This window comes from Gordonia sp. CNJ-863 (genome assembly GCF_001942325.1).
Taxonomy (GTDB): domain Bacteria; phylum Actinomycetota; class Actinomycetes; order Mycobacteriales; family Mycobacteriaceae; genus Gordonia; species Gordonia alkanivorans.
The window spans coordinates 109,854-130,809 of the sequence record NZ_MKKG01000002.1 but is presented as its reverse complement, the minus strand read 5'-3'; the positions used below and the strand labels follow the sequence as shown (position 1 = coordinate 130,809).

13 protein-coding genes are annotated in these 20,956 nt (G+C 65.0%); 11 read left to right on the top strand and 2 right to left on the bottom strand.

Going from position 1 to position 20,956, the window contains the following annotated elements:
* The first annotated feature begins 1 nt into the window (after position 1).
* From BJF87_RS01385 to BJF87_RS01375, 3 genes are all read left to right on the top strand, one after another.
* Positions 2-772, top strand: coding sequence for an SDR family NAD(P)-dependent oxidoreductase (locus BJF87_RS01385; RefSeq protein ID WP_075862527.1), 771 nt, complete (start codon positions 2-4; stop codon positions 770-772).
* A gap of 105 nt (positions 773-877) precedes the next feature.
* Positions 878-1,888, top strand: a complete 1,011-nt coding sequence (locus BJF87_RS01380) for an alpha/beta hydrolase family protein (RefSeq protein WP_075862526.1) — start codon at positions 878-880, stop codon at positions 1,886-1,888.
* Positions 1,885-2,346 (top strand): MaoC/PaaZ C-terminal domain-containing protein, encoded by a 462-nt coding sequence (locus BJF87_RS01375; RefSeq protein WP_075862525.1) that lies wholly within the window; start codon positions 1,885-1,887, stop codon positions 2,344-2,346. Before BJF87_RS01380 ends, BJF87_RS01375 begins: the two co-directional genes overlap by 4 nt.
* Before the next feature lie 15 nt (positions 2,347-2,361).
* Here BJF87_RS01375 and BJF87_RS01370 read toward each other — a convergent pair whose 3' ends face one another.
* Positions 2,362-3,243, bottom strand: coding sequence for a CmcI family methyltransferase (locus BJF87_RS01370; protein ID WP_158037446.1), 882 nt, complete (start codon positions 3,241-3,243; stop codon positions 2,362-2,364).
* A 376-nt stretch (positions 3,244-3,619) separates the two neighbouring features.
* On the opposite strand from BJF87_RS01370, the gene BJF87_RS01365 reads away from it, so the two are divergent.
* From BJF87_RS01365 to BJF87_RS01340, 6 genes are all read left to right on the top strand, one after another.
* On the top strand, positions 3,620-5,635 hold the full coding sequence (locus tag BJF87_RS01365; RefSeq protein WP_139319399.1) for an amino acid adenylation domain-containing protein: 2,016 nt from the start codon (positions 3,620-3,622) through the stop codon (positions 5,633-5,635).
* Positions 5,632-6,750: a PLP-dependent aminotransferase family protein gene (locus BJF87_RS01360; RefSeq protein ID WP_075862522.1), complete on the top strand. Its 1,119-nt coding sequence runs from the start codon at positions 5,632-5,634 to the stop codon at positions 6,748-6,750. Before BJF87_RS01365 ends, BJF87_RS01360 begins: the two co-directional genes overlap by 4 nt.
* Positions 6,751-7,010: 260 nt before the next feature.
* Positions 7,011-7,967, top strand: a complete 957-nt coding sequence (locus BJF87_RS01355; protein WP_158037444.1) for a TauD/TfdA family dioxygenase — start codon at positions 7,011-7,013, stop codon at positions 7,965-7,967.
* On the top strand, positions 7,967-11,047 hold the full coding sequence (locus BJF87_RS01350) for a non-ribosomal peptide synthetase (RefSeq protein WP_075862520.1): 3,081 nt from the start codon (positions 7,967-7,969) through the stop codon (positions 11,045-11,047). The genes BJF87_RS01355 and BJF87_RS01350 overlap by 1 nt, the downstream gene beginning before the upstream one ends.
* Complete coding sequence (locus tag BJF87_RS01345) at positions 11,044-13,671, top strand: condensation domain-containing protein (protein WP_075862519.1); 2,628 nt, start codon at positions 11,044-11,046, stop codon at positions 13,669-13,671. Before BJF87_RS01350 ends, BJF87_RS01345 begins: the two co-directional genes overlap by 4 nt.
* The gene (locus BJF87_RS01340; protein ID WP_075862518.1) at positions 13,668-16,640 is read left to right on the top strand and encodes a type I polyketide synthase; all 2,973 of its coding nucleotides are present in this window, start codon (positions 13,668-13,670) and stop codon (positions 16,638-16,640) included. Before BJF87_RS01345 ends, BJF87_RS01340 begins: the two co-directional genes overlap by 4 nt.
* A gap of 96 nt (positions 16,641-16,736) precedes the next feature.
* Here the strand turns inward: BJF87_RS01340 and kstR are convergent, their stop codons facing one another.
* Positions 16,737-17,387: a cholesterol catabolism transcriptional regulator KstR gene (kstR, locus tag BJF87_RS01335; RefSeq protein ID WP_005194416.1), complete on the bottom strand. Its 651-nt coding sequence runs from the start codon at positions 17,385-17,387 to the stop codon at positions 16,737-16,739.
* A gap of 137 nt (positions 17,388-17,524) precedes the next feature.
* Here kstR and BJF87_RS01330 point away from each other — a divergent pair, with 137 nt between their 5' ends.
* Both BJF87_RS01330 and BJF87_RS01325 read left to right on the top strand, forming a co-directional pair.
* Positions 17,525-19,711, top strand: coding sequence for an acyl-CoA dehydrogenase (locus BJF87_RS01330; RefSeq protein ID WP_075862517.1), 2,187 nt, complete (start codon positions 17,525-17,527; stop codon positions 19,709-19,711).
* Between the two features lie 119 nt (positions 19,712-19,830).
* The gene (locus BJF87_RS01325) at positions 19,831-20,955 is read left to right on the top strand and encodes an acyl-CoA dehydrogenase family protein (RefSeq protein WP_042376222.1); all 1,125 of its coding nucleotides are present in this window, start codon (positions 19,831-19,833) and stop codon (positions 20,953-20,955) included.
* Position 20,956: the final 1 nt, after the last annotated feature.

Genomic DNA, 20,956 nt, shown 5'->3' with positions numbered 1-20,956 from the left:
GATGTCGTTTGAGGGTGAAGTCGCGATCGTCACCGGCGGTGCAGGCGGCCTCGGCGCGGCGACGGTGCGTCGTCTGCATGCCGCGGGCGCATCGGTCGTGATCGCCGACCTGGCCGACCAGCCGGCGAAGGAACTCGCGGAAGAGTTGGGCGAGCGGGCGATCTACGCGCGCACCGACGTGCTCGACGACGACTCGGTGAACGCCGCGCTCGAGCAGGCGAGCGAACTCGGGGACCTGCGCTATGCGGTCATCGCCCACGGCGGTTTCGGTGTGGCACAGAAGGTCGTCAACCGAGACGGGTCGCCCGCTGACATGAAGGGGTTCGTCAAGACGATCGACCTGTATCTCACCGGGACCTACAACGTCCTCCGTCTCGCCGCGGCCAAGCTCGCGGCCGGCGAACCCAAGGAGTCCGGGGAACGCGGCGCGATCGTGATGACCAGCTCGATCGCGGGATACGAGGGCCAGATCGGGCAGACCGCCTACGCCGCGGCGAAGGCCGGGGTCATGGGGCTCACCCTGTCGGGGGCCCGCGACCTCGGCTCGGTTGCGGTGCGCCTGAACACCATTGCCCCCGGCACGATGCGCACCCCGATCATGGAATCGATGGGGGAGGAGGCGCTCACCAAGTTCGCCGCCGGTGTGCCCTATCCCAAGCGACTCGGGCTTCCCGTCGAATTCGCGGCGCTGGCACAGCATCTGCTGGAGAACTCCTACATCAACGGGGAGATTGTCCGCCTCGACGGCGCGCAGCGGTTCCAGCCGCGCTGACCCACATCACAAACGCCTAACGACGATCGTCTCGGCTTGGGGCGCCCCGTCGATCTCGGTTACCTTTGTTACGTCTGAGAACAATGTTAACCAAAGGGGCTATTGGTGCGTTTCTCGTGGAAGAGGCGACTGGGTGTCGTCGCATGTGCCGTGGCTATGGCGGCGACCGGATGGGCTCCGGCGGTACTTGCCGCACCGGCGCCCGACCCGAATCGCGCCCGGATCGACACCGTCATCCACGATTCGGCCCAGCAGACGACGCTGATCGTCTACTCGGCCGCCATGCGCCGACTGGTCCCGGTCAACGTCCTGCGCCCCAAGGATCCCACCAAGCCGCGGCCGACCCTCTACCTCCTGAACGGTGCCGGTGGCGGTGAGGACTCGGCGACCTGGGCGGCGAAGACGCAGTACTCGAAGTTCTTCCGCGACAAGCAGGTCAACGTGGTGACGCCCATCGGGGGTGCGTTCTCGTATTACACCGACTGGCAGCGCGACGACCCGGTGCTCGGCCGCAACAAGTGGACCACGTTCCTCACCAAGGAACTCCCGCCGTTGGTGGACAAGGAGTTCAACACCACCAGGAAGAATGCGATCGCCGGCATCTCGATGGCCGGTACGTCGGTCCTGAACCTCGCCATCTCCGCGCCGAAGCTCTACAAGTCGGTCGCCGCGTACAGCGGGTGCGCCCGCACCAGTGATCCGCTGGGGCAGACCTACATTCGGATGGTCGTCGCCGACCGCGGCATGGGCAACGTCGACAACATGTGGGGTCCGATCAACTCCTCGGGCTGGACCAAGAACGACCCGTACGTCAACGCTGCGAAGCTGCGTGGCACCAAGGTCTACATGACCAGCGGCACCGGACTCCCCGGTTGGTACGACCGCCTCGAGGCCCCGCTGGTTGCCGGGGACCCGTTCACGCTCGCCAATCAGGTCGTGGTCGGCGGCGTCATCGAGGCCGCCGTCAACGAATGCACCAAGCAGATGGCGCAGCGCATGCGTGCACTGAAGGTCCCGCACAAGGTCCTGTTCCGGCCGGACGGCACCCATTCCTGGGGCTACTGGGAGCGCGACCTCAAGACCACCTGGCCGATGATCGCCAAGGATCTGAAGTGAGCGAACCCGATCGACTGTGGGCTGACGACTTCGAGATCGGCCAGGTGTTCCGGTTCGGTACGCACCAGGTGACCGAGGACGAGTTGCTCGACTTCGCGCATGCCTGGGACCCACAGGATTTCCACACCGACAAGGCCGCGGCCGAGGCCGGCACCTACGGCGGGCTCATCGCCAGCGGCTTGCACACGATGTCGATCTACCAGAAGCTGGCGGTCACCGGTGTCCTGTACCGCTGGCGGGTCATCGCGGGTAAACGGCTCGCCGATGTCGTCTTCCTGCGGCCGGTGCGGCCCGGGGACACCCTGACCGGTTCACTGATCATCGACTCCGTCGACTTCGACGACCGGAACCGCGCGCTCGTGACCTCGACGTCGGAGTTGGTCAACGACGCCGGGAAGCCGGTCATGCGGACCGTCGTCGAGGCATATGTGCACGCACGGCCGAAAATCGAGGACTGACATCCTCGGGTTGAGTCACGTCCCTCGTGGACTGGAATGATTTTGAGCTACTACTTGCTCGCGCCGGAGTATCTGATCGGGGGCGCACGTCGCGTTGTGTCCGAAGAAATCGGTGAAGTGCGTGTCGACCTTGTATCTGTTCGGTCGCGACACCAAGAACGGTCCGAGGATCGGTTCCGCGTCGACATCTTCGATCATTATGTAGTCACCTGGGTGCATGAACTGATCAAAATGGTTCAGGACGCCGTCGATGTTGACGTGTGCGTCTTCGATGATTAGCCACGGATGGGGCAACGCGGACAGGAGTTCATCTGTAAGTGCCTTCGCGAGGTGGTTAGAGTCGCCCTGGATCAGAGTCACGCCTGGGTAGCTGAACTCTGGTGGGCTGATGTCCATGCTGAGGACGAATGGGTTGATGCCATGCACTCTTTGCAGGTCGGCCCAGTAGGCGGTACTGCCGCCTGACGCAGTACCCAACTCGATGATCGCGCGGGGGCGGATGCAGTCGATAAGCGCTGGCGCCAATGCGAAGTCCCATGCCGATCGCATGGTGGGCCGCCCCGCCCACATGGCGGGCCCGTTCATGCCCTGGGCGGTCAGCCTGGTGAAAAAGTTCGGCAGAGTCCCGGCGATGGCCCGGCGATCAGCGTAATCGACGAATCGTCCCATCTCCTTGAGCGCCACCCAATGCGACACAATGGGCTCGGCATTGGACTCCAGCCAGTCGATGACAGGTTGTTCCAGCTCTCCGAGTCCGGCGAGTGACTCACTGCTCTCGCCGAGTCGACTCTCGAGAAATTCTATAAAGAGCCGGAACCCGGAAAACCAAATGCTGTCGTCGACGTGAAACTTTCCATAGCATGCGTTTGCAAGATGCTTGCGGGCCAGTTCCAGCATGTCCACAGGGTCCTCGACCAAAGCCAGGCCGGGATAGCGGGTCTGGGACTGATGACCACAGGACGGGCCTGCCACGCAGAAGTCACCACCGCACTCATAGCAATGGACACGTGCCTCAGTGGAGCCGACATTTCGTCCGCATGTTCTGCATGTCGTCCCAAGCGTGCCGAGAAAGTCATTCGGCGGTGTCGACAGGCTGCGGGCCAGCCAGTCGACGGCCTGCCTCTCGGTTGCCCTCATCAATCGTCTCCGTATGGTCGGCGGAGTCGAGGGAAGTCGACTCCAGGGACGCAGATTAGCAGGATGCGCGTGCGGTGAGCGTGTGATGATCGCCGTTGCCTGATATGGTCGCCGATCACATCTGAGGAGGTGTTCGGTGTTCTCTGCAGGAGCGGTGGCATTGACGGTGCCCGCTGATCTGGTCAGACTATTGCGAACGATCGGGCAAACCTGTGGCGCAACGCTACCCGTGGTGTTGGAAACCTCACTCGCGATCCTTACAGCTCGTGTCACTACGTCCCGCGATGTCGTGGTCGGAAGGGCGACGCCGGAGGGTCCCGTGTTGTTGCTCAGGCTGGAGATCGATCTGCTGATGTCTGTGTCGGCGGTGTTGGCCAGAGTCTCGAGCGGCCGCCGTCAAGCGGTGGACTGTCCGAGCGCTGAGACTCTTTTCGTGCTGCGAGAACTCCCAGACGTCGATGAAAGTCGCGATGTAGAGGTTTTCATCGAATACGGTGCGAATCTGATCGATGAGGCGCACATCGGCCAGTGGACCCGGATGTGGGAGCAGCTGCTCAGGGAGATTGCGGATGGCCCGGAGCGTAGTCTGCGCGGCCTGGCACTCATGTCCTGTGAGGACGAGAGAGAACTGCTCGCACAGGGGGATCGGCTCAGCAAGGCTCCCCTGTTCGTTCCGGTCACCCGGCTGATCGCGCGGGCGGCGGCCATCTACGAGGCCGGGACTGCCGTCGAATACGGTGACCAGCGAGTGACCTATCGCGAGTTGAGTCGCCAGGCGAATCACCTCGCGGAGGGCCTGTCACGGTATGGCGTCAAGCGTGGCGATGTAGTTGCCGTATTCATCGATCGTGGAATCGAGCTCGTTGTTGCACAGTTGGCTGTGATGGCTGCGGCGGCAGTGCCGCTTCCGATCGATCCCGAGTTGCCAGCACGGCGTGTCGATGCGATGTTGGCTGGTTCACGCGCCCGTCTGGTCCTCTCAAGCGATTCGGGCGCAATCGGCGTCTCGAACATCCTGCCGGTCCTCGATGTAGTGACGATGCTCGGAGACATCCCCGACTCGTGTACCGCCACACTGGCGGTTGAGGAGGTGACATCGGATGATGCTTCTTACGTTTTGTTCACGTCGGGGTCGACTGGCCGACCCAAAGGGGTTGTCAACACCCACGGCGCTCTGGCGAATCGACTTGCGTGGATGCAGGACACTTATCAACTGACGCAGTCCGACAGCATCCTCTACAAGACGCCGATTTCGTTCGATGTTTCGATGTGGGAGTGGTTGTGGCCTCTCACCGCCGGCGCGTGTGTTGTTGTCGCGGAGAACGGAACACAGCGAGATCCGGTGGCGATCGCTCGGGACATACGGCGGCATGGCGTCACGCTGGTGCATTTCGTCCCGTCCATGCTGCGACACTTCACCGCGCAGCCTGAAGCGGCTGATTGTCCAACACTGCGGCAGATCATCTGCAGCGGAGAGGAACTCACCCCCGCAGCCGTCGACGAGGCGTTGTCGATCTTTCCGGCTGTCGACAACCTATACGGTCCGACCGAGGCCGCCATCGACGTGACATGGTGGTCGTGCAGTCACGGAGACGACAAGACTCCCATCGGCAGGCCCATTCCGGGCGTGAGTCTCAGAGTCGTCGACGGTGCCGGCGGGCTTGTCCCCGTGGGAGTGCCCGGCGAGTTGCTCATCGGCGGAATAGCGCTCGCCCGCGGGTATTCATCCCGACCTGGTCGGACCGCTTCCACCTTTGTCGCTGACTCGTGGGCCGACGGGAAGCGGCTGTATCGCACGGGAGACAGAGTGCGGTGGCGGGAACCAGGTGTGCTGGAGTTCCTCGGTCGGCTGGACGCCCAGGTCAAGATCCGCGGGGTTCGGGTCGAGCCGATGGAGGTGGAAATCGTGCTGGGTACATTTCCAGGCGTGCTTGAGGGCGTTGTCGTCGTCCAGATCGATGATCGCAAGGGGCCGAAGCTCGTCGCGTATGTAACGGGTTCTGTAGTGCTAGACGACCTTCGCGCGTACCTTCGAACCCGACTGCCCGAGGTGATGGTCCCACATCCGATCATCGGGCTCGACGAAATGCCGCGTACGGCGAGCGGCAAGATCGATCGGGCTCGCTTGTCTGAGGTGATGACGGCGCCATGACGTTGGATGAACTCATCCGAGACGGTGCCGCCGACCGTCGGGTGATCATGCTCGGGGGAGGTATGCCCGCTGCCGAGTTGTTTCCGCGTGAGGCATTAGCCACGGCGTTTCGGGCCGCAATGGATGAGCCGAAGGTCTCAGCACTTCAGTACGACTGGCCGGAAGGGCAGGTCGGACTAAGAGAGTGGGTTGCGCGGCGTCTCCGATCTCGGGGGGCGGACGTCAGCGCCGATGACGTCATCCTGACGGCGGGGGCGCAGCAGGGGATATCGCTCGCATCCCATTTCCTTGTGCCCGCCGGTGCACGCGTACGTGTCGCGGCGGAGAGCTACCCGGCTGCGCTCGAGTTGTTCCGACACCGCGGTGCTCGTCTCGTACTCCAAGGGGAGGACGCGGACTGCGTCTATTGGATGGACGGGATCGACAACCCTCGTGGCTCCGTGCCGGACGAGGGTATGCGGAACGCGATACTCCGTGAAGGTCTTCCGCTGATCGTCGACGAGGCCTATGCGGAACTCGATTTCACGGGCGACATTTTGCGTCCACTCCTTGCGGATGCGCGGGACCGGGTCTGGCATATCGGTTCGGTCTCCAAGACCCTGGCTCCAGGGCTCCGGACCGGTTGGGTTGTACCTCCACCGTCGATCGTGGATAGGGTTGTGCGCCGCAAGTTCTCGACGGATCTCCAGTCCTCGACGCTGTCTCAGATACTGGTGGAACGGATCCTCGAAAGTGTGGACTACGAGGCACATTTGGTCCGTGCCCGGAGTATTTACGAACAGCGTGCACGCGTGATGTCATCGGCGCTGCGACATCTCCTTCCTGACTGGCACTTTTCAGAACCTGCCGGCGGCTTTGCGATATTCGCGGAGACAGCGCACCGCGGCTCTCATCCGAGTAAGGATGAACAGTGGCTGCGCGCCGCGACAGCGGAAGGCGTCGTGTTCGATCCGGGATCGCTTTTCCAAGTGCGGCCCGAACCGCATACATTGACAATGAGGTTGTGTTTCTCGGCGATGGACGGACGAACCCTCTACGAAGGTGTTGAACGCTTGAAAGCTGCGTGGCTGGCGTACCGGGGTGCGAGTGAGCGCGCTGGCGCTAATCACCTCTGATACTTGTGGGAATTCACCCAGCGGTCGACACGGCGCCTTTGCGCACCTAAGCTCATGGACCTCCCTCGGCCTCGGTCGTCGGGGATGTGTGGTAGGTACAGAGGAGATGGAGTATATGGCGATTGGGGGCGGAGTGTCCCGAGACACGGGACTCTGGGATCTCAGATGGGGATTGAAGGATTCCGGTCGACTCGCAAGGCTGAATGCCGATCTCTCGAGGGCGGACATGTATCGCCCGAGCTGTCTCTGTAAGGGTGTCGATGGCAGCTGAGGCCGTGGTCTTCGAAGTATCTCCGGGGGGTGCGCCGGCGTCCGTACAGAGTCTTCGTTCCGAAATCCGGGAAGCAGTCCATAGTGCAGGTGCCGTTCTCATCCGCGGTTTCGGCGAACTGGGTGTGGACGAGTTCGAGACGGTGGCCGAGGTCATCTTCGAGGACGTGCTCACCGGTAACGGCGAGCATGAACCGGTTGCGGATTCAACAGTGGTGCAGACACCGGTGCCGTTCAACAGGGGCCAGAAATTGCTCTGGCACAACGAGAACTCGTTCAATCAACGCTGGCCGCTCCTCCTGATGTTCAGTCCGACGGTGGTCGCAACCAGCGGCGGGCAGACACCGTTGACCGACTCGCGGGAGATGCTGAAAGTTCTCGACCCGAAGATTGTCGAACTGTTCAGAGAGCGAGGAATCGCCTACATTCGCCGCTTCGGAGACGGGATCGGACTACCTTGGCAAAAGATTTTTGGAACCGAGAGTCCCGCCGAACTCGAGTGCCGGACAAAGGCGGAAGGGATTGAGTTGCTCTGGGGCGAGGAGAGAAAGCTGACCACGAAGAGTGTGCGGCCGGCGATAGTCGAGCACCCACTGAACGGAGAACTGGCCTGGTTCGGGCAGCCAGCGCACTGGCATCGCGAGTGCCTCGACGAAGAGACACGCGAAGCCCTGATCGACGTGTTGGGTGCGGACAACCTGCCGCGGGACTGCACTTTCGGTGACGGCACGGCAATCGCCGATTCGATCATGGAAGAGATTGTCGCAGCGTATGAGTCGATCGAGTACTCCTTCGACTGGGTGGTAGGCGATGTGCTCATTGTCGACAACGTGCTGACCTCCCACGCACGCAACGCTTATGAGGGTCCCCGGCGCCTCATGGTCGCCATGGGTGACCGATGTGAGTTCGCAGACGGGCTGAGCGTGGAAACCCGGCGAATCGCGTGATGACAACGGTATGGGGGGCCGTCGCACGTGCTGCGGCGCTTGCAGGTGACACCATTGCGGTCAGAGATTCCGTGGTCGAGATGACCTACCGTGAGTTCGACGATCGAGCGGGGGTCGTCACCGGGTTCTTGTCGGCAAACGGCATCGGCGAGGGCTCACGCGTTGTGGTCCACATGGCGCGGGGAGTGGCCCTGTTCCCGGTCCTGCTGGGCGTCATGCGTGCGGGAGCCGCATTCGTTCCGGTCGATACGTCGACGCCCCGTGATCGGGTGCACCGGATCGTGCGTGACAGCCGGGCTGCGTTGATCGTCATCGACGATGACGGTGCAGATGACGACGTTCCGGCAGGTTCGAGGGTCGTCACTCTCGATGAAATGCTTCTGGGCGGAAGGAAAGTCCCGCCAGTGCCGGATACGGAGCGGGCCGCGTACGTGATCTATACCTCAGGGACGACTGGCGACCCCAAGGGTGTGGTCGTGGGAACCGAAGGGATGCACCGCTACCTTCAGTGGGCGCGGTCTGCCTATTCCATGGACGTTGGCAGCGGAGCCCCGCTGTTCACCGCGATCGGTTTCGACGCCACCCTGACGACGCTTTTCGGTCCGCTGTTGGCGGGTAAGACAATCCAGGTGATGGACAGCGATGAGCCGGTCCTGCAATTGGCCGAGGTGCTTCGCGACTCGCCGGACTTCTCATTCCTCAAAGCGACTCCCCATCACGTGCGCCTGCTGAGTGAGCTTCTGGAGGGCGACCGACTGACTACCGCGACGCGATATCTGGTCGTCGGAGGCGACGACCTCGACACTCCCACGGTGCAGCGTTGGATGTCCATCTGCCCGGTGCCGGTGGTGAACGAGTATGGCCCGACGGAGACAGTCGTCGGTTGCAGCACCTTTGTCGTCCGTCCGGAGGGTGTTGCCCAGTTGGGGGCCAAGGTGCCGATCGGGCGCGGTATCGCCGGTGCGTCCCTGCATGTACTCGACGCTGAGGGAATGCCGGTGCGATCTGGGGAGATCGGGGAGCTGTACGTCTCGGGGCCGTCCGCCGACAACGTCTATCTCAACCGGGCGGGTGCCACCGCTCTGCGGTTCCTGCCGGACCCCTTCGGAGCGCCTGGAACCCGTATGTACCGAACGGGAGATCTCGCGTCCGTGCGTCCTGACGCGGTAGTGGAGTTCCACGGCCGAGCTGATCGCCAGGTGAAGGTTCGTGGTTTCCGAGTCGAGTTGGGCGAGATCGAAGCGGCCGTCCGTTCTGTCGCAGGGGTGGTCGACGCAGCGGCGTTCGCGGAACAGAAGAAGGGGGAGGTGATCACAACCGTCGTCTTCACCGGAGCAGCCGCCCCGACTGCAGTCCGTGAGGAATTGGTCGATCGGGTGCCGGCCTGGGTTGTCCCTCATCGCATCGTGCATGCGGATGTCCTGCCGACGACCACCAATGCCAAAGCCGATGTGGCCGCGCTGTCGGCCCTCGCGAGCGTGTCGGCGAGTCCACAGGATGCCGACTCTTTGACGGTCGCGGTGATTGCCGAGTTCGCAGCTGTTCTTCCCGCCGAGGGGATCACTGCAGACTCCGACTTCTATGCGATGGGCGGGGATTCGATGAGCTGTATTCGGCTCGTCGCCCGCCTCCGCCGCCAGGGATACGATGTCAGTCCGTCGGACCTACCCGCGCATCCCACATCATCGGCTCTCGCTGCACTGATCGGTGAACGGGCGTCTCGGGCGACGAGCTCACCTGATATCCAGCCAGGTCAGGAGGTCGAACCGACTCCGGCGCAACGCGACTTCTTCTCACTGCGTCTCCCCGACCCCAGCCACTGGAATCAGGTCACGGTGATAACCGTGCCTGCCGGAGTCGACAGTGAAAGGCTGTCGCGTGCGGTCAGCACGATCGCCACCCGTTACGACACTCTGCACTATCGGTTCGTCGGCGGGCGGCAGCTCTATGTCGGGGAACGTCCTGCAGTCGATGTGCGTGACGTCGCAGTCGCCGATCAAGCGGAGCTCGAGGGAGCCATTCGCGAGGCGAACATGGGTTTGGATGTGGAGAACGGCCCGCTGCTACGTGTCGTTGTCGCCCGACGATCTCAGGGTTCGGACAGCATCATCCTGGCTGCACACCACCTCATCATCGACGAGGTTTCTTGGCACGTTCTCCTGGATGATCTTGTCGTCGCCTATCTCGATGACACAGCGACGGTTCATGTTCCGACGTCCGGGTTCGCGCAGTGGCGAGCCGATCTCGAACGGTTCGCGGAGCGATCCGAGGTCCGAGCCCGGCGAAAGTACTGGGATGCGCTGCTCGCGCGCCCCGCCGGGTGCCTCCCGTCGGGACACCTTCGTGATGACTACGCCGACGAACACTATTGGCGCGATGGATTGGACGGCGAGGCCACCGCCGAACTCCGCGACACCGCGGCCGCCGCAAAGGTCGGAGTGCACGAGGTCCTGCTCGGCGTCCTGGTCCATGCGGTCACCTCGGCCTTCGGCATCGAGCCGCCGCGGGTGGACGTCGAAAGCCACGGTCGCCTGGAGATCGAAGGCGGCATCGATCCCAGCCGCGTGATCGGTTGGTGCACCGCAGTGTTTCCCGTTGTTCTCGAGGGCGAGTCGATCGTCGATTTCGTTAGGTCCGCGCGTGCGACGCTTCGAGCACAGCCATGGGACGGGGTGGAGTTCGGGCTGCTGCGTGAATCCGAAGATTCTCCTTCGCGGTCGGCTGAGGTTCTCTTCAACTTTCTCGGTGAGCGCGAGCGCGTGCTCGACGAGCGGCTCGGCTGGATGTTCGGCGATGTCCCGGCAGGAGTTCAATCACCGGCATCTGGACGCCGTCCCTACGCGATAGAGTTCCAATCCCGCCTCCTGGACGGCGAGATCCGCTGGGAGTTGCGTTCCGGGGCTCGACATTCCGCGGAGGTATCGCGAGCACTCTCGAATCAGATCCGGGCCGGCTTGCTCATCGCAACCGAGAGCCTGTCCGAGGACGCGGGCTTCCGTTTCCCGGACAGCGGACTGTCAGCCGCAGAGGTGTCGTCGGTCATTTCTCTGCTGTCGGGCTCGGAGGGAGATCGGGAATGACCGCTTCGGTCGTCGACATCTTCCCACTGACTCCGGCTCAGGCTGGCATCTTGATCAGTTGCCTGCGGGAGCCCGAGCCCGGGCTCTACGTCGTACAAATGCGTTTCGCGTTGTCGGGTGCGCTAGATCGCGCGCGCCTGGCACATGCTTGGCACGTCCTGGCGGACCGGCACGAGGCACTACGAACCGCGGTCGTCTGGGAGAAGGTCTCGACTCCCGTCCACGTGGTGGTGGCCGAGGCCCCGATCGACATCGAGTATCGAGACTTGTCGGGCCTGTCACCCGACCAGCGGATCGCAGCGATTCGGGAGTTTCTGGTGAGTGATCGCCGACGCGGGTTCGATCTGAGGAGGCCACCGCTGTCACGGGTCACAGTTCTCGCGTTCGGCGACGACGATTTCGAGATGGTCTGGACACATCATCATCTGATTCTCGACGGCTGGTCGACAGCGCGTCTGATGTCCGAGCTCTGGAGCATTTACTCATGTGACGATGGGTCCTCGTCCGTCTCGGATTTCCGCAGGTTGGCATTGAGGCTTGCCGCCGAATCCGAGGAGTGCCGGACCGACGTCGACCCGGACCTGGTCCGCCGGATCTCCGACGCGCGAATCCTGATCGACAGGGAACAGACAGGGTGCCCCTCCGATCCGTGGACAGAGTGCGACATCCCCATCTCGCCGGATCGGCTCGATCGTTGGGACGCCGGCGCTCGGCGACATGGCGTGACGCGTTCAACCGTGGTGCACGCAGCCTGGGCCATCGTGCTCCGCTCGGAGGGGCTCGGTCCCGACGAGTTGACGTTCGGCACGGTGGGCGACAGCCGCGGAACCGATGGTGACGGGATCATCGGGATGTGCGCGGTGTCAACGCCCATGCGCGTGACATTCCCCGACACGTCTGTTCGCGACTGGTTACGTCGAATTGCGACCGAACGCGCAGTGAGCCAGGAGCACGCCGGGAACCTCGCCAGTCGAACGCGGTGGCGCGAGAGATCCGCGGAGGCTCCGTTCCGTTATCTCCTAGCGGTGGAGTACTACGAGGCACGGGGGTTGGACGATTTCGCCGATCCCCGGGGTCTGACCGTGCGTTATCTAGGAGTGCGTGAGTCGACGGAATTCGCCATTACTGCGGGTGTCCCGGCGGGTGACCCGTGTCTCAAACTGACCATCGACACCCGCAGGGTCGCGGTGGCCGATGCCGTCTCCATGCTCGACTCCTGGGCCGATGCGATCGATGCCATCGCCACGTCGGCATCCGATTCTTCTGTCGAACAGGTGATCTCGACCGGTCGTGAGCGTGTGCGATGGCGGACATTGCCGGAGCGGATTCGCGCTCTCGCTCTCGTCCACCCGAACAAGCCGGCGTTCCGCGATGCATCGGAGACATTGACCCTGGACGGGCTCGTTCGCTCAGCCGAATTGGTCGCTACTTCGCTCCGCGAAGACGGTCTCGGCGTCGGAGACCGTGTAGCGATCCTGGCCGATGGCTCGATCGACGTCCCGGTCGCGACTCTGGCCACCCTTATGGTCGGGGGAGTGGTTGTCCCGCTCGATCCCCGGCACCCGGCGCCTTACCGCGTCGCGGTTGTCTCCACCGCGGGGTTGTGTCGCGTTCTCACTTCTGACGTCGACGTGAGGCCGGAGTGGACGGGGGTGCCGGTGGCCACCATCTCACACCTGCGTGGGGAGGATCGGTGCGGACGGGCGGTCGTCAGGTCCGGTCGGGCAGGTCCGGCGTTCCTGGTCTATTCCGCAGGTTCGGCTGTCCGGCCTCGCGCCGTGACCTATGACCATTCGGAAGTCATGCAAGCGGCCGCGGACGAGGCCGCCCGACTCGGCTTCTGCGACGGCGACGATTGGGTTGCGACACAACCGGATACCGGCGCGATGTCGCCGTGGGAGATGTGGGCTGCCCCGTTGAGCGGTGGATGCACGATTCTGGCTCCTGGCGTGCAGTCGGACCCGGTCGAACTCGTACGACTCATCGAAGGCGATTCGATCGCCGTCGTCAGCGTCACGGCGCGTGAGAGGGCGGAGCTCTCCGATGTTGTGGAAGAAGGGACCCACCTCGTCTCCACCGCCGCGCGTCCGGCCGAGATAGCCGACATCGAAAGTGTCTTGGCGGGTCACGCCGGTGTCACGTCCTTCTCTGTGCTGGGTGACCCCGACACGGGACTGGAAGCGGTTGTGGTGGCGCCCGGACTCACCTCGGTGCGCGACCTCATCCGCATGCTGAGAAACGCTCTGCCCGAGCGACACATGCCTCGCGTCACGTTGTCTGTTGCCGAATCGGCCGGTGCGGATCTCGAAGGACTACGCCGTTGTGAACGAGAAGTACGTAGGTTGTGGGCGCAGACCCTGGATATCAGCGCCGTCCCGATGGACACACCGTTCTTCGATCTCGGCGGGGACTCCTACCTGCTGTTCACGGTCCTAAACGGACTACGAAGTGGGGGATGGAAAGACGTTGACATGGCAGACCTCTTCGCCCACCCGACAGTCCGATCATTGAGCAATAGGCTGGACCGCCCCGAAACCTGTGTTTCTTCTGCTCGAGACGTATCCGACAACCGGTCTTCTCGCCGGGCTGCGGTTGCTGCGCGTCGTGGACGGGGGACTCGATGAGTGAACCCATCAGCGCCGACGCGATTGCGATAGTCGGTATGGCCGGCAGATTTGGTGCGGCACAATCTGTCCCGGAGTTCTGGCGGGCGCTGTGCGATGGCCGTGAACTCATTACCCGCTACTCGCGCGAGGAACTGCTGCTGCGCGGCGTGCCGGAGTCCATGCTGGACCACCCGGACTACGTTGCGGCACGCGGGGCCATCCGAGATCCCCTGGGGTTCGATGCGCAGTTCTTCGGCTACAGCCCCCGTGAGGCGCAGTTGATGGATCCGCAGCAGCGCATCCTCCTCGAGACCGCGTGGCACGTGGTTGAGGATGCGGGTGAGAGTCCAGTCGATCTGCACGGAACGGTGGCCGTTTTTGCGGCGACTGCTCCATCTACCTACCTGCGGACATTTCCCCCGCCTGCCAGCGCCGATTCGCTCGAAGTCCAGCTCGGTAATGACAGCGACTTCGCGGCTGCAAGGGTTTCGTACAAGTTGGGGCTGGATGGGCCGAGCATCGGAGTGTCCACGGCCTGTTCCTCGGGATTGACAGCCATACACCTCGCGTGTCAGAGCCTGCTGACGGGTGACGCGGATACGGCGTTGGCACTCGCCGCCTCGGTTCGCTTTCCCGCAGACCGTGGACTCATCAGGGTGCCGGGGTCAATCCTCTCTGCCGACGGTCACTGCCGACCATTCGCAGTCGACGCGGACGGGACAGTCGAGGCGGACGGATCTGCCGGAGTCATGCTGCGGCGTCTTGACGATGCCCTTGCCAACGGGGACCGGGTTTACGCGGTGATCCTGGGGTCGGCTATCGGCAACGACGGGAACGCCCGAGTGGGGTTCACCGCGCCGGGGGTGGAGGGCCAGCGGAGGGTCGTCCAGGCGGCTCTGCAGTATGCGGAGACCGAGGCTGCCGAGGTCGGATACGTCGAGGCTCACGGAACCGGCACCCGACTGGGTGACCCGGTCGAGACTCGCGCCCTTGCTGCCGTATATGGAGACCCTGACCGACGCGAACCGTGTCGATTCGGCTCGTTGAAGTCGAACGTCGGTCACCTCAACCACGTGGCGGGGCTTGCGGGTCTGATCAAGATCGCCCTCAGCGTGGAAAGCGGCACGATCCCACCCTGTCTTCATCTGGAGGGTGGAACCAATCCCGACCTCGATCTCGCCTCCGGCCGCCTGCAACCCCAGACTGCTCTCGCTCCATGGCCGGAGGGATACCAGCGGCGCGTCGGTGCGGTGAGTTCTTTCGGGATGGGCGGCAGTGGGGTGCACGTGGTCGTCACCACCGCGCCCGCCGTCCGTGCCGGGACGGTGTCGACGTCGGCCGGCCCGGTGCTGCTGCCTCTGTCGGCGCGCAGCCCAGAGGCGCTTGCACAGGTGACGGCACGGCTTGCCGATTGGTTCGAAAGCAACCCAGACTGCGACATGCGGGATGTCGGCTTCACCCTGGCTCACGGGCGGACGCCGATGAGATTCCGTACGGCAGTCCTCGTGTCGACTCCGGAGGAAGCGGTCAGCGCCCTCGCGGCAGCCGTGCCATCCCAGGTACCGCTAGATTCATCCGGCGGTACTGGTGTGATCTTTCCGGGTCAGGGTGCCGAGCATGCGGGCGCGGCTGCGTCCGCATACGACGACGACGCACAGTTCCGGAGCCATCTGGACGCGTGTCTTGACAGTCTGCCCGCACTTGAAAGGGCAAGAGTCCGAGCATATCTGCTTGACGCCGGCATTCCGGAGCGGGGGACTGAACTCGCCCAGCCCGCGTTGTTCGCGATGGAGTACGCGAAGGCTCGGTGCTGGGAGGCCGAGGGTCTGGAGTGGTCTGGGATGTTGGGCCACAGCGTGGGCGAGTTCGCCGCCGCATGTCTGGCTGGCGTGCTCAGCATGGAGGACGCCATGCGACTGGTTGCCGCACGCGGGCGCCTCGCCTCGACCACCGGACCGGGGTCGATGCTCGCTGTCCGTCTACCCATGACGGAACTTCACGAGCGCCTCGCAGGTTTCGACGGCTGGGACCTGGCCGCGCACAACGCGGAGGACGAGTTCGTGTTGTCCGGTACGGTTGCGGCTCTGTGTGCCATCGAGGCCGAATTGCAGTCGGCGAGGGTCACGACGCTTCGAGTCGAGGCCACCCATGCCTTTCATTCGAGGCTGCTCGACCCCGTAGTGGCGGAGTATCGCGACGTGGTGCAAAGCGTGACCCTTCGCGCTCCGCACCGCCCGTACATGTCTTGTGTGACCGGCGACTGGGTGACCGCCGATCAAGCGGTCTCGGTCGAGCATTGGGTAGAGCAGATGCGCGGCACCGTGCGGTTCGCGACTGCGATGCGAACAGCGTTGGACAGCGGGCTGTCGGTCTTCGTACAGCTCGGACCCGGGCAGATGGCAACGTCGGGCGTGCGTCGTGCGCGTGCACGAGCGGTCGTCGTATCCGGTGAGGGCCGTTCGGTCCGATCAGGACTCGGCCAGGCCTGGGCCAACGGCGCGGTGGTCCGATGGCCGGACGACGGACACAAGGTGGGTCTGCCCGGGTACCCGTTCGAACACCAGCAGTATGTGACCCGGCAGGCGGATGCGACGGAGTATGTGCCTGAATCCGCGACCGCCGCAGGGATTCCGCAGGGAGTGGCGGCAGCCGGGGCGGTGACTCAAGTGCCTCTCCATAGCTATTCGCGCTCGTTGATGGACACGGTTTACCGTGACCCGGGCACCGGACTCGAAGCGCAGATCGTCCAGATCGTGGAGGAAATGCTCGAGACACGGGGGATCGGCGCCGACGACGACTTCTTCGACTTCGGGTGGGACTCCCTGCTGTCGGTGGCCCTTGCGGCGCGGCTTTCCCGAGTTCTGGGATTCAAAGTCGACGCGGACCTGGTGTACGACGCGTCCACTGCGGCGCTCCTCGCAGCTGCATTGGTCACTCAGGGGGCCGATGCTACGGGAGCTGATGTCGCGGACGAAACCGCGAAGTGAGTCCGCACGCCGCCTGGTGATGAATCGACCATTCAGCAGGAGACGCTCGGCCGGCCGGCACCCCTCTGCCGGCCGACCGGGACGACTGAATTCAGCTCAGTTGGCGCGGTCCTTCAGCAGCAGCCGGACCGTGAGCTCGAGGCGATTGGTGACGTCGGTGGCCGACGCGCGTCGGGTCAGCCACTGCACGAGGTTCGACATCCACACGTCGGAGAGCACGCGCGCGATCGCGAGATCCTCTTCGGTGGGTTCGCCCACGCCCACGATGGCACCGGCGAGGAGCCGGTCGATGATGCCGGCGACCTGATCGACCTCGGCGGTCGCCGACGCGTCGGCGAACATGAAGGCGCGGGTCATCGCCTCGGTGAGCAGCGGGTCGCGCTGCATCGCGAAGGTGATCATGTCCAGTACGTGGCGCAGGCGGTCGATCGCGGTGTCGCCCCGCAGTTGTGAGCGGTCGACCTTCGACTCGACGCGTTCGAACTCGCGCGCCAGTGCGGTCACCAGCAGGTGGACCTTGGACGGGAAGTAGCGGTAGAGCGTGCCGACCGCGACGTCGGCCTTGTCGGCGACGGTGCGCATCTGGACGGCGTCGTAACCGCCCTTGGAGGCTAGAGCGAGCGTCGCGTCGAGGATGCGGCGGCGGCGTTCGCGCTGCGCGGTGGAACCGGCTTCGGGCGACGCGGCAGGGGTTGCGGCCCCCGCTGGGGCGTCGACCGCGGCGTTGCCTGGTGCAGAGCGGGCCATGTGTGTACGGACATCCTCACGTGATCGGCGACCGGGGAGGCGGGGGATTCACGGGTGGCTACCCGATCACCTCCACCCATGGCATATTAGAACAGGTTCTAATTATTCCTCACAACTCGACATACAGAGGATCACTCGTGACTATCGCCACGTCTCCCGAACAACAAGCCGTATGCCACAGTATCGAGTCCTGGGCGCGCGCCGCGAAGGTGACCGAACTCGTCCGTTCCGACCTCGACAAGCCGCGCGACCAGTGGACCCAGCTGTTCGGTCAGCTCGCGGACTTCGGTGTGTTCGCGGCCGCGGTGCCGGAGGCGTCCGGTGGTCTCGGGGCGGGATTCGTCGACGTGGCGGCGATGGTCGAGCAGTGCGGCATCGAATTGGTCCCGGGGCCCGTCGTCCCGACGGTGACCGCTGCTATCGCGCTGTCCACCAGCGCCGATGCCCGGGCGCAGGCGCTCCTCGACCAGGTTCTCGAAGGTGCGCTACCCATCGTGACGCCGGTCGCGAGCCACGCCGGCGGGGCGGCCGCACCGCTGTCCGACGCCATCGACCTCGGGCTCGTCGGCGGCTACTCCGAGGGTGTCGCGGTCCTCGCGGCGCTCGACGTCCCCGGTCGCGAGGGTCGCTGGTGGATCCTCCCGCCGAACGTCGGCAGCGCCGACATCGCGCCGGAGACCCCGCTCGACGGCACCACCTCAGTGGCCCGCGTGCGCCTGACCGGTGTCACCGCCGACGACCTCGTCGAACTACCCGATGCGCCGCTCGTCGAGGGGCTGCTGTCGGCGACGCTTGCTGCGTATCAGAGCGGCGTCACCCGCTGGACCCTCGACACCGCGGTCGACTACGCCAAGGTCCGCACACAGTTCGGTGCGCCGATCGGATCGTTCCAGGCGATCAAGCACATCTGTGCCGAGATGCTCTGCCGCAGCGAAGAGGTCACGGCCGTCGCATGGGACGTGGCCGGTGCGGTCGACGAGGTGCTCAACGCCTCCTCCGACGAACTCGCCTCTGCGCGAGAACAACTCGAGATCAGCCGGCTCGCCGCCGACGTCGTGGTGGCCCAGGCGCCCGCTGCCACGGCCAAGGACTGCATCCAGGTGCTCGGCGGGATCGGGTTCACCTTCGAACACGACGCGCATCTCTACCTGCGGTCCGCACTCGCCGCGCAGGCGGCTCTGGACCATGCGCACGATGCCGCCACCGCGCTCGCCGACCGCGGGCTCGCCGGTGCACGCCGGCGCTTCGCCCTCGACCTGTCGCAGGTCGAGGACAAGCGGAACGAGGTCCGCGAGACGGTCGCACGCATCGCGGCGGCCGACGCCGACGACCAGCGGCGCGTCCTCGCCGAGACCGGTTACCTCACCCCGCACTGGCCGGCGCCGTACGGACTCGGTGCCGATGCGGCCCTGCAGTTGCTCATCGACACCGAACTCGACGCGGCCGGCGTCGTCCGGCCCGACCTCGTCATCGGCGCCTGGGCGATTCCGACGATCCTGTCCCACGGCACCGACGCGCAGCGCGAACGCTTCGTCGCCCCGACCCTCGCCGGCGAGATCGTCTGGTGCCAGCTGTTCAGCGAACCGGAGGCCGGTTCCGACCTCGCCGCGCTGCGTACCAAGGCGGAGCGCGTCGACGGCGGCTGGAAGCTGTCCGGTCAGAAGATCTGGACCTCGCAGGCGCACAACGCGCAGTGGGCCATCTGTCTGGCGCGCACCGACGCCGAGGCCCCCAAGAACAAGGGGATCACCTACTTCCTCGTCGACATGTCCTCGCCGGGCATCGACATCCGGCCGCTCCGCGAGCTGACCGGTCGCGCCAACTTCAACGAGGTCTTCCTCGACGACGTCGTCGTGCCCGACGACTGCGTGGTCGGCGAGGTGAACAACGGCTGGCGGTTGGCCCGCACGACCCTCGCGAACGAACGCGTGGCGATGGGCGGGTCCGGGCTCGGCAAGGAGATGGAGTCGCTGCTGCGTCAGGTGCAGGGCATGACGCGCGACCTCTCCGACGCCGAACGGGTGGCACTCGGCAGCCAGTTCGCCGACGCACATGTCGGTCGGGTCCTCGACGCCCGTGCCGCCACCCAGCAGCTCGCCGGACTCGACCCGGGTGCGCTGTCCAGCGTCCGCAAATTGATCGGTGTGCAGCACCGCCAGTCGGTGCCCGATCTCGCCCTGCGGCTCCTCGGCGTGCAGGGCCTGGCGGCCACCGGTGCGTCCGACGCGGTGCTGCAGAACCGCTGTCTGTCGATCGCCGGTGGAACGACCCAGATTCTCAAGACCGCGGCGGCGGAACGCATTCTCGGTTTGCCGCGCGGCTGACCGGTCCAGGCTGCGCGAAACCGCAGATAAAGCCGGATCTCTACCCCCGGATGCGCCGACTCTGATACAACTAGAACAAGTTCTAGTTCTGTAGTTCGCGCACGGTGAGGAGACGCAGGGTGGACTTTGCCCTGGACGGCACGGCGATCGCGGTTCGCGACGTCGCGGAGGACGTGTTCGCACGACGACAACCCGACTGGGAGTCGACCTTCGGCAGGCGGGATTCCGGCGAGTCGGGAGCAGGTGATCAGGTCGGCGGCTTCGATGCCGAGACCTGGCAGGCGCTCGTCGACGCCGGGTTGCTCGCGTTGCCGTTACCGGCCGACCACGACGGTGACGAGGTCGACGAGGCGGGACTGCTGCCGCTGTTCCGCCGGATGGGGCGCGCCGCCGCGGTGACCCCGGCGCTCGGCACCCTGACCGCCGCGCTCGTCCTCGCCCGGGCTGCCGGCGACGGTGGGGACGTGTGGTCGCGCTGGGCCGAGTCCCTGACCGCCGGACGCTGGGCTGCCATCGCGATCGGCGAACACGGCGACCCGCTGACACCGACGCCCCAGACGAGCGTCCGGGGCGGGCGACTCAACGGCACCAAGGTCGGGGTCCTGCACGCCGAGGGTGCCTCGGTCCTCCTCGTCACGTCCGACGCCGGCGTCGTGGCCGTGCCCCCGACGGCCGACGGTGTCACTCTCACCCGTACCCCGTCATCTAGCGGGTGGGGCGAGTACACGATCAGCTTCGACGACGTCGCCGTCGCCGATGCCGATGTCATCAGTCGTGAGTTGGCGGTCCTGCGCGATCGCTATCGGCTCGCGCTGTGCGCCTACGCCGACGGTCTGGTCGCCGGGGCCACCCGGCTCACCGCCGACCACGTCTCGACGCGCGAACAGTTCGGCAAACCGATCGCGCTGTTCCAGGCCGTCGGTCAGCAGCTCGCCGACATCTACGTCGTCGGCCGGTCGATGGAGCTGTCGACCACCGCCGCTGCCTGGCGTCTCTCCGAAGGCCTGGACGCCGCAACCGATCTCGGCGTCGCCGCCTACTGGCTCGCCGAGGAGATCCCGCCGACCCTGCGGACGATGACCCATCTGCACGGCGGTATCGGCGTGGACATCACCTATCCGCTGCACCGGTACTTCTCCGTCGCCAAGGACCTCGCCCGCCTGGTGGGTGGGGCCGCGGTGCGGCTCGACGAACTCGCCGACATCACCGAGGGCGCCGCCCCGGCCGACCGAGCACAGAGGTGAG